This window comes from Microbacterium sp. UBA3394, from assembly GCF_002358725.1.
GTDB classification, from domain to species: domain Bacteria; phylum Actinomycetota; class Actinomycetes; order Actinomycetales; family Microbacteriaceae; genus Microbacterium; species Microbacterium luteum.
Genome location: NZ_DEPK01000146.1, coordinates 1 through 7,144 on the forward strand (window position 1 = coordinate 1; position 7,144 = coordinate 7,144).

The 7,144-nt window shown below is 64.3% G+C and carries 8 protein-coding genes; 1 reads left to right on the top strand and 7 read right to left on the bottom strand.

Going from position 1 to position 7,144, the window contains the following annotated elements; all coding sequences use genetic code 11:
• Window positions 1-257: 257 nt before the first annotated feature.
• Entirely contained in the window at window positions 258-722 is a 465-nt protein-coding gene (locus B4E30_RS08605) for a nuclear transport factor 2 family protein (protein WP_286794757.1), read from the bottom strand.
• 92 nt (window positions 723-814) lie between these two features.
• Here B4E30_RS08605 and B4E30_RS08610 point away from each other — a divergent pair, with 92 nt between their 5' ends.
• The gene (locus B4E30_RS08610; RefSeq protein WP_286794759.1) at window positions 815-1,438 is read left to right on the top strand and encodes a hypothetical protein; all 624 of its coding nucleotides are present in this window, start codon (window positions 815-817) and stop codon (window positions 1,436-1,438) included.
• Between the two features lie 1,557 nt (window positions 1,439-2,995).
• On the opposite strand, the gene B4E30_RS08615 is transcribed toward B4E30_RS08610, so the two are convergent.
• The 6 genes from B4E30_RS08615 to B4E30_RS08640 form a co-directional block, all read right to left on the bottom strand.
• The gene (locus tag B4E30_RS08615; RefSeq protein WP_194384539.1) at window positions 2,996-3,202 is read right to left on the bottom strand and encodes a hypothetical protein; all 207 of its coding nucleotides are present in this window, start codon (window positions 3,200-3,202) and stop codon (window positions 2,996-2,998) included.
• Between the two features lie 276 nt (window positions 3,203-3,478).
• Window positions 3,479-3,622: a hypothetical protein gene (locus tag B4E30_RS08620; RefSeq protein WP_194384540.1), complete on the bottom strand. Its 144-nt coding sequence runs from the start codon at window positions 3,620-3,622 to the stop codon at window positions 3,479-3,481.
• Window positions 3,623-3,873: 251 nt separating this feature from the next.
• Window positions 3,874-4,275, bottom strand: a complete 402-nt coding sequence (locus B4E30_RS08625; RefSeq protein ID WP_194384541.1) for a hypothetical protein — start codon at window positions 4,273-4,275, stop codon at window positions 3,874-3,876.
• A 672-nt stretch (window positions 4,276-4,947) separates the two neighbouring features.
• Window positions 4,948-5,229, bottom strand: coding sequence for a hypothetical protein (locus B4E30_RS08630; RefSeq protein ID WP_286794764.1), 282 nt, complete (start codon window positions 5,227-5,229; stop codon window positions 4,948-4,950).
• Window positions 5,230-5,582: 353 nt separating this feature from the next.
• Window positions 5,583-6,296 (bottom strand): RES domain-containing protein, encoded by a 714-nt coding sequence (locus B4E30_RS08635; RefSeq protein WP_286794766.1) that lies wholly within the window; start codon window positions 6,294-6,296, stop codon window positions 5,583-5,585.
• On the bottom strand, window positions 6,296-6,682 hold the full coding sequence (locus tag B4E30_RS08640; RefSeq protein ID WP_194384545.1) for a hypothetical protein: 387 nt from the start codon (window positions 6,680-6,682) through the stop codon (window positions 6,296-6,298). Before B4E30_RS08640 ends, B4E30_RS08635 begins: the two co-directional genes overlap by 1 nt.
• Window positions 6,683-7,144 lie beyond the last annotated feature (462 nt).

Genomic DNA, 7,144 nt, shown 5'->3' on the forward strand with positions numbered 1-7,144 from the left:
CACCACGCCACGGGACTTGACCTGAATGCGTCGTTCTCGGCGCAACCTACACGTCGCGGTCACAGCCTCAGCTTGGGATGGCCGGCGTTCGTCTCGTCACGCGGACCAAAACCTCTGAGGTCGTCGTCGCCGCGCCGCCTCTCCAATCGGCTTGGCGCAGGGTTGTCGACCGTGCGGTTCGGGCGAGCACGCTTGCGCGCACAACCGATCCGCGAGCGTTCGGTGCGGTCCACGTCGCAACGGCGGCACTGCGGCGCCTACCCGTCCTCGAATCTCAAGCGGATCTCATCTTCATTGGGGGTGGGATCTACGTCGAACCGCGTGCTCGCGTCTCGATGAGTGATGAGCCACCGGCCGTCGATGCGGCGGTACTGGTCGCGGTAGGTTCCACCGGTCCTGACCCAGCGGCCGCCGTGCAGGTGCACGAGGACTGCCACGTCGCACTCGCCGTGGGCGGTGTCGCCGTCGACCGAGACGGTGTGGTTCGTCGTCCAGTGGACGTATTGAGGGAAGGTGCGCCACTGCGCTTGCACAACGCGCGCGATCGCTTCGCGCCCTTCGAACCTTGCATCGTCGTCGATGCGCCAAACGCCGGTTGGTGCCCAGACGGCAAGGAATCGGTCGAGGTCTCGTTTGTCGGCGCCGTGGCAGTACTCGGCAGCGAGCCGGTGAATCGCGAGCTCACTCTCAACACGGTCCAGGCGACGTTCCACCTCGTTCATACGCACACTGTCCCACAAGCGCCGGTACCCCCGCGCCGCGCATGACGGTCCGTTTGCGAGCGCCACGATCCTGCCGCCTCTATCGTGGTGGAGTGCGTGGGATCGAGGTCGATGAACGGGACTCATCGTGGGAATCAAATGATCCGCGTTATCGGATCTACGTCTTCGCGGGTGCTGGTTCGGCGGTGACCACGGTCGATCTCGTCGATGCGACTTTCAAGGACGCGGAGTGGTCTGCGGCCACTCTTGCGGGCGATGACAACCTGTGGTCGATCGCACTGGTCGTCGACGATTCCGATCGCGGTCGCGGCCTCATTTGGCTGGTCGGGGGCGACTATAACTCGCCCCCGCAGTCGCCTCGCGAGTGGAAGATGCGGGCGGAGATGCAAGACCGCCTGCTCGCACTACGAAGCCGCAAGAGTCTGCCGCTTACGCTCCCGGACGGGCGGCGGGTCATTCGCCTCTTTCCGGATTGGGGGCGGGAGTGGCCGTTCTGGGAATCCTTCAGCGAGGGGTACACACTCGACGCTGAAGACCTGCCGCTGAGCGATGAGCTAGCCGGCGAAATCTATGCCTGGAACGCCGCTTGGCAGGAAAGAGCGGAAACCGATCCCCTACCAGATGGGTGGATCGAACACGGCCGATACCTCCACGCGAGAATGCAGACGGAGCTCGACACGATCGCCGAGGTGCGGCCGGGCTTCGAATTACGCTGAGGCCATTGCCCAACAGGGAGCGGAAGCCGGTCGTCTTCCGGGCGATGGCGCGACTCGAATCCCGTTTCGCGCATCAGGCCACCACTGCGGTCAAGGATGCCGCCCGGCTGGCAGCCACACGCTCGTTCGAGGGGACAAGCCGTGAAGGTGAACATCGACCGGGTGGGCTAGCTTAGTCACCACCTAGAACTCAGGGCAGTCAAGTCGCAACGCCGCATCTCGCTCGTCCGCTGATAAGTTGCGGCGACGGGCCGTTTGTAGCCGGATGCAATTCGGGAGTGCGGGCGCCTCGCCGCTGGCACCGGCACGAGACCCGGATGATTGGGAGAGCGGAAGTGCGTAGATTCTTCCTGTACCTGGCACTCCTACTCGTACCCGCCGCACTGTCGGCATCCGGCCTGATGCTCCTTCTAATCGGGATCTCTCAGTCCGACGCGAACGACACGGAGCGCGTATGGTCTGCTCTCTCTGGCGTCATACTGATTGCGGCCGCAGTTGCTTGCGCGTTCGTCGTCGTCCGCGCCGAACGAAAGACTCACCGAGCCATCATGGATGCCACCGGCGGGGCGCTCTGCGAGATCGAAGCGAATTCTGCGGACCCGCACCACGATCGATAGTCTCCCCACGTGAGACCGGACGCGTTCACGTGGCGACACTTCATCGCGTTCGTGAAGATGCGTGCGTGGGCGGTTATCCCCGTAGTCGCCATCGTCTGGGGCGTAGCTCCTCTCCAGGTCGACGGAAAATGGGCCCTCACACTCATCACCCTGCTCCTACTCGGCGTGGTCCACGCCATCGAGTACATCGTGCTCGGGCGTCGCGAGGCCAGAGCCTCCTCTTCACGTGCAACTGATCGCGAATCACGCGATGAAGGCAGCCACAGGCGCCAGCCCCGAAACCGACAAACATCGCCTTGAGCTTTCTCCCGGCTTCTCCGATGTCCCGGTGAGTCAATACACGGTCGGCTTACGCGCGTGATGCGGTCATGTTCTCTCAAATCGCCTGGCCGGCAATCCACTCCTTCATGATCGACACAACTCGTCGCATGTGTCTTCGTCCGATTCGGCCAGCAACCGTATAACGCGGGAGACTTCGAAGCATTGGCGCTCGTTGCCGGCGCTCGGAAATCATCGCCGAACTTTTGCCAGTCGGCATCTTCCCTTCGGCGCACGAGGACATTGCCTAAGAAGGTCGCCGCCGAGTCCTGAAGGCCCGCAGCCTCCATGTCGTCTTTTCGTTCTCGAACGAGCGCCGCGAGTGAGTCGATGTCGCTCGCCAGAAGAGTTGGATCCGTCCCGCGCGATGTGCAGAACGTCACAAAGTCTTCGTACCCGGTCAGATGCCGAACCGCCGGTTGGGAGCCCACCTCGGTATACGCGTCAAATCCACGCGTAATCGGAGGTGCGGTCGACGAAGCCGGCCCAGGAAACAGCAGCTCGCTCGTCAGCCGAGCATACGACGGCGTTCACGATCTCCGCCGATCGATGCGCCGGCGGAAGGTCGACGCACGAAGGTCGGTCCATTACCGGGACTTTGGGACCAGCAACGGGGTCAAGTTCACCAGCGCTTACGCCACAGCCCGGCCCAGAGTGCGAAGACGAGCGCCACCACGCCGAGGATGATGGAAAGAAGCGCCCAACCCCATCGAGGCCAACTGATCCCACGGCCCGTAGACACCTCCCCCAGCTCCGCTGGCGTCTGCGTCACGAAGACAACTGCGGCATAGATCAAGAGCGCAATACCGAGCACCCCGAAGGCGATCACAGCCCATCTCGCTGGCTTACGGGACGGCTTAGGCATGCGCAGACGATATCGCTATTCAAGGAGCCGGTCGCTTAGCGTTCGACACTGGCCCGTTCGGAACTTGGCCGTGAGTAGATCGCGTCAACGATCCACGCGGCCGCTCGTCAGGGCTCCCGCCAGGTCCTTCGCGGTGTCGGCTTCCGCGAGAAGCCTTGGGGGTGTAGCTGACATGATCGAATTATTCGACAACAACGTCCGACTCGCGTAGTCCGGGTACCCGCACCCTCATCTGCCAGATCACGTCCCCGAGCAGGCTTCTCTCAACTGTGTTGATGGATTCCGGGCGATCAGGAGTGCCTCGACGCGGTCGGCAATGGCGGTCGTCTCCGCGAGCACCTGGCGGACACCGTCGGCATTGTCGGCATCGTCGCGATTTCTCACGGACAAAGCATCGCACTCCGTGCACATGCATGGGGGAGTTCCCCTGGAGTGTGCGACGCCCGCGCGCCGGTAGTCCTCCGTTCCTATCGCAGCGCTGATCCCCTGTTCCGTCGCGCTGAGCTGCGAACGCAGCAGATCGGATCCATCACCGCGCAGAAATCGGCGCCGATTCCGAAGGTCTGTGCCGGTGAGTGGATTCCGCGAATCGGATTGTCCAGCGTGCGGACAACTGTGGGGTCTGCAAGCGGTCTTCAGTCGGTAATGACTGTCACGCTCTCACTGAGTTGAGCACGTTCTCCGTCGCCGATCTGGGATTCAGGGAACCGGAAGGTACCTAGTTCAATCCGGGTCCCGCTCTCCAACTCGACCCCGACTCCGAGACCATCACCGCAAAACACATTGTAAGAGGCCTCGGGCCGTGCCTCGACGAGGCAGAGTATGTCCCCGTCACCCCGCGCCATGTAGAGGTCCGCGCTCTCAACCTCGCCCACAAACCGGGTGGAGCCCGGCTCGACACCGGTCAACGACGACGCATTGGGAATGATGTCGCGTTCCGTCTGCTCGACCTTGAACTCTGGAAGAGGCGCGGCTGCGCAGGACGACAGCATGAGCGACACGGACAGCAGAACGAAAACCTTCCCGGGTAGTCGCATGTCCGCAACCTATCAGTTGCTTCGCCTGATCCTGTGCCGCGCGCAGATCTCGCCGGCGGGTTGGCCCGCGATCGCGGCATGTGCGGCCACCGTGGCACTCGCCTCGGCCGTGCTCATTCCTCCGCGGCAACCCGTTCAACGGTCGGTTCCTCCGCGCGGGCGCGTGCGCGACAGCCTTAGTGGAGGCGCATGCCCCAGAGGGGCTGCTGTCAGCTCCGTCGCTGCTGCGGGCCGCTCCCGCGTCGCCGCCGGCGTAGCCACACGATGCTGTAGACGAGGAGTGCGAGGAAGGCGGCGACCGAGAACACCACCCAGCTCGCGCGCTTGGATCCACATGCGAGCGGTGCGGGGCTGCTGCCGCGCTCGGTGCCGCCTCCGAAGCTCTCCGTGCAGCGCACTCCGCAAATGGTGTCGTGCGGTGGTTTGATGAACTCGCAAGCAACGCCAGCGACGAATAGGCGGCCCACTAACCGTGTTCAGAGGCGCGGCGACGCCGATGCTCGACGCGGCCCTACCGCCACGGAGGCCGGGTGCGGCCTCGACAAGTGGGGGAGCGTGCAGGCCACCGCGCTCGGTGCGATCTATGTCGAGAGCACCTGGCCACGAATCGAAGAAAAGAGGCAGTGAGCAGTCCCGCGCCTCGCAGATCGAGCCTTTCCGGCTTGCGGCGGGTCACCGCTGCGTGTGAGTGGTAGGTGTGACCGCGGAGGCCCACACCCACGCTTTCAGCTCCTTGCCTCCGACGAGGAAGCGGATCGCGCACGCATCCGCCGTCCATCGGCATACCTCTGCGTCGACGAGCGCGGGCGTCCCGCCGAAGCGCACCCAGGCGCGAGCCGGTTTCGGTTGAGGGTCGATTGTCACAGGGGCGGAGTCAAGTTGCAGTTCCTCGGGGGAGAGGGACTGCAAGGGGCCGGCCTCGGCAGCGATGCGTTCCAGAATGCGGGCATCCATCCGTCGGTCGACGCTCGCTGCATATCGCCTACTCGTCCCCACGGTGATACCTCTCGACCACGACAAGCACAATCGCGTTCGAATAAACGTTCTATGCGGTGGCACGCGTTCTGGCGCGAGGCGCTTGTTCGTGAAGGGAGTCGCCTGTGAGTAACTCACTCGCCGCGATGGTCGTTTCGCCTACTGTGGCGCGCATGATCCAAGACGACGGGTACAGCGTTGCGGCGACCCCGCAGTGCCCTCCTGTGCGACGTTACTGCGCCCTGGGTCGGTCGGGTACTGGTGCGCGACGTGCGAGATCGTCGTGATCGGCGTCTGAGGAGCACGCGGCGATCAGGCTTGACCATGACCGCTCACCGCCAGGTCAGGTGGTGCAGGCGCATTGCTCGTTGGAGGTCTGTGTCGGTGGGGTTGACGAGCTGGGCGTGGGTGTGGAGCAGGTTTCGGCTGTGGGGGTTGTCGCCGGGTCGCTCGTAGATGGCCCACAGGGCGAGGTCGTCGCCGTGGCGGGAGCCGAAGTAGACACCGTCGTATGCCGGCTCGCCATCGGTGTTCGTTGCTTCGTACAGGTCGACGGTCAGTCGGTGTGTGAGGTCGCGGGGGTAGGCGCGTTTGAGTGCGGCGGCATCGAAGTCGTCGAATCCGAGTTTGAGGGCGTGGTCGAGGTATGTCGGTCGCATTGCGGCGACGGTACTCGAGTCCCGCACGTTGACGTAGGAGCCCTGTAAGTGCGCGGTGGCGGTCATGCGGCCGTGCATCCACTCACGCGGGATCGAGCCCGCCGTCGGCACGGGGAAGTGAGCCGCATCTTCAGGGTCTTCGTCGATCCCTGCGAGGAGATCCCTGCCGTCGGCGTGCCGGTCGGGGCGCGCGTAGGCGAGCGTTTCCACGAACGCGCCAAAGAGCGTCTCAGCCGCGTAGGTGGTTCGAAACGCGACGTTGGGGTCGTCCCAGCGGGCTTTGCCGGCGTATTGAGGGTCGATCCATGCCCAGGGGTCGGGTGCGCGGCCGACGCGATACACGGTCGCGCCGGCCGGGTCGATCACCGTGAGGTCGGGTGAGGCCATCAGGCGCCGACGAACCCTTTCGCGGCGGCGAGGACTTTGCTCATCGCGTCCTCGCTGTTGTCCTCGTGGAGCACGCGGGCGGGGGAGCGGTCGCCGAGCTGGGGGTTCATTCCCTGGAACCAGGTCGCTGCGACACCGTCGCCTTCGCTCAGATCGATGAGATGTGCGACCTGATGTGCCAGGCGCAACCTGCGCGCTGTATTGGTCGCCGGGGTGCGTTCCCCGTCAGCCCACGCGCGGACCGCGCGAGTCTCTGTCACGTTCGCGATGTATGCCACGAGTTTTGCTCCCAACCTGACCCGCAGGTCAGCAACGATCTGCGGTGTCGACTGGCGGATCGAGTCGTTGTAGGCCGTCAGCTTGTTGGCCTCAATGGTGGCGGACATGGCTCCACGATACCAGCGACACCAATAGAAAAAGCAGTCAAAATAACATCCCAGATCACACGGATGAGTACGTAACCTGCTGCTTGTTGTGCGCGCCTGCTGAGGTGAGATCGACACCCCGGCCACCAGGCCGGGGTGCCACGTCGGCGACGGAGACCGGCGGGCCGGCACGGAGGCCGTCCTTTGGTCGGGCGCTGACGCGCCCGCCAGTGATGTTCTCGCCCTGTGCGGGTCGTTGCTCTGCCGTGGAGCCTTCGCATCGTACGGTCGCCCGTGCTGCGCACAAGCCGCTCCGCGAACGCGGTCGCTTCGATCCCTTATTTCGCCCGCGCATTCTCGCCTGCGCGCCCTGACGGGTTGCGCTACGCCCGTTCTCCCTGCTCGGCACATTCGTGCCTCCACGGCAGAACAACGGGGGAGGGGAAAGGAACCGAGACCATTGACTGTGTCAGTTTGGTCTGA